The sequence below is a fragment of the Staphylococcus hominis subsp. hominis genome (assembly GCF_002901845.1).
GTDB lineage: Bacteria > Bacillota > Bacilli > Staphylococcales > Staphylococcaceae > Staphylococcus > Staphylococcus hominis.
Window position 1 is genome coordinate 286,231 of record NZ_PPQE01000028.1, and the last position, 1,693, is coordinate 287,923.

At 34.1% G+C, this 1,693-nt stretch carries 1 protein-coding gene; it reads left to right on the top strand.

The genetic code is table 11. The features are described from left to right. Window positions 1-59: 59 nt before the first annotated feature. Window positions 60-1,693, top strand: a 1,634-nt coding sequence (locus tag CD034_RS11245; protein ID WP_219727364.1) for a KxYKxGKxW signal peptide domain-containing protein, incomplete at its 3' end; no start/stop codon positions are given.

The following is a 1,693-nucleotide window of genomic DNA, read 5'->3' on the forward strand; positions in this document are numbered from 1 at the left end:
TATATTGAATTGTAAAAAGTTAGTTAGAACCAAATTAATTAGAAATATAGGAGAATATTATGTCAAAAAAAGAAAAAGATTTTAAACGTTCTTTTGGGGAAGAAAAAGCTAGAGTTAAACTTTACAAATCGGGGAAACATTGGGTTAAAGCAGGTATTAGAGAACTTCAATTATTAAGAAGTTTAGGTTTATCATTTTTTGATAAAGATGTTGAAAAGACAAATGATTTGCCAAAATCAACCCAGCATAACTTAAAAACACAAGCATTGAAGACTACGGGACTCGTCGGGGGTGCATTTACATTTGCAATGTTAAATGATCATCATGCTTTTGCAGCCTCAGAAACACCTATGACTTCAGAAATTGCATCTAATAGTGAAACAGTCGCAAATCAAAACTCAACCACAGTTACAAACTCTGAAACCTCAACAACCGAGTCTATTTCAAGTCAAACAAGTACCTCCCAAGATGCTACATCTAGTACAAATTCAACAGAAAAAAGTACTTCATCATCTACAACAGATAGTCACACAAGTACAGATTCAACGTCAGATAAATCTACATCAAATTCTGAAAAACAAGATAGCTCGATGTCAAATTCTGATACTAAAGCTTCAAGTTCATCAACTACTGATAATTCAACAAGTAATAATAGCGCTACTTCAGAGAAAGATACTAATAGTCAAGCCAACACTACATCTACAGATAGTCAAAAAGGTAGTGATTCAACCAGTGATAATAGCATTACGTCAACAAGTACAAAAGATAATCAAATAAGAAAAAATTCGACAGAATCAAATAGTATAACGTCATCAAATTCTACATCAGACAGTAATAGTGATTCAACAGTTTCTACTAATTCAACGACGTCACAGTTAACGAGTACTTCAGAAAGTCAGATAAGTACAGATTTAGGTTCTACATTATTAGTGAACGATTCAACAAGTACATCTACAAGTACAGCACCACTAAAACTTAGAACATTTAGTAGATTGGCAACAACAACATTCGCAGCAGCAACGTCAACTACAAATACTTATACAGGTGCAGGGACTGACACAAATTATAACATACCAATTTACTATAAATTAACAACGGTTAATAATGGAACGTCTATGACGTTTACTTATACAGTTACATATGATAATCCAGCAACTACAACGGTTGAAAAGCCAACAACGTTAAGCAATAGTTATGCAATATACAATACAGGTACATCTTATCAAACAATGTTTACATTAGGTAACGGATATGGAACTCCTTCATCTGCCACGAACTATATTACAGACTCAACAGGTGCAAAAATTAGTAATCCAGTATCAAATACAACACCTATGGTTAAACAAGGTAATGGATATACTTGGGCAAATGGTTATCAAATGAATGGATATCAAGCTAAACAAGGCTATGGTTTAACAACGACATGGACAGTTCCTATTAATTCTGGTGGCGATACATCGTTTACATTTGATCCGTACTCTACATCTGTGACAGGTGGTACTGACTTTTTTAATGGTCAAAAAGTTAATGTAACTGATCCAACAAGTACAGCTAATTCACAAAGTGCGTCAACAAGTACAGCTAACTCACAAAGTGCATCAACAAGTACAGCTAATTCACAAAGTGCGTCAACAAGTAAAGCTAACTCACAAAGTGCGTCAACAAGTACAGCTAATTCACAAAGTGCGTCAAC